Here is an 853-nt window from a genome sequence, read left to right as displayed (position 1 = left end):
TGGCTTGCAAGAGGGTACGTTAATCTTCCAGAACTGACAGAGAGAGCATTCACGCAGAATCCATTTAAACCCGAAACACGAATGTACCGAACAGGAGACGCCGCCAGATGGATGGCCGACGGAACACTCGAATATCTCGGAAGAATCGATGATCAAGTCAAAATCAGAGGATACCGTGTAGAAACGAAAGAAATTGAATCGGTCATCCGGTGTATAAATGGTGTAAAACACGCCGCAGTAGTTGCTCATGAAACAGCGTCAGGACAAACCGAATTAAGCGCTTATGTGGTGACAAAACCAGAGTTGAGCACAAATGCTGTACGCTCAGAATTACAAAACAAGCTGCCGGTGTTTATGCACCCTGCGTTTATTGAAAAACTGGACTCACTTCCATTGTCACCAAACGGCAAGCTGGATCGCGGAGCACTTCCAAAACCTGTATACAACCACGAAGGTGAACGTCCATTCCTCCCGCCAGCCAGCAAAATGGAACAAATACTTGCGGATATATGGAAAGAAGTACTGGGGGCAGAAAAGATCGGAACAGCTGATTCGTTCTTTGAACTTGGCGGAGATTCAATCAAAGCGTTACAGGTATCTGCGCGGCTTCACCGGATAGGCAAGCAAATGGCAGTGAAAGATTTGTTTAGCCATCCGACCATTCAAGAATTGGCAGCTTATATCCGTGATTCAGATACAAGTTCCAGCCAAGCTGCGGTTGAGGGAGACGTACAATGGTCGCCTGTTCAAAAATGGTTTCTTTCTCAAGATATAAAAGAAAAACACCATTTTAATCAGTCCGTAATGCTGCATCGAAGCACCTCTGTACAAGAAGACGCACTGCGAAAAACGT

1 protein-coding gene is annotated in these 853 nt (G+C 45.7%); it reads left to right on the top strand.

All coding sequences use genetic code 11. The features are described 5' to 3' along the window. The coding region (locus ACWHAR_RS25080; protein WP_452088181.1) for a phosphopantetheine-binding protein at window positions 1-853 on the top strand (853 nt) is incomplete at both ends.

Source organism: Bacillus sp. LR--39 (assembly GCF_053613335.1).
The sequence above is the reverse complement of the archived record's forward strand: the minus strand, read 5'-3'. Positions and strand labels throughout refer to the sequence as shown.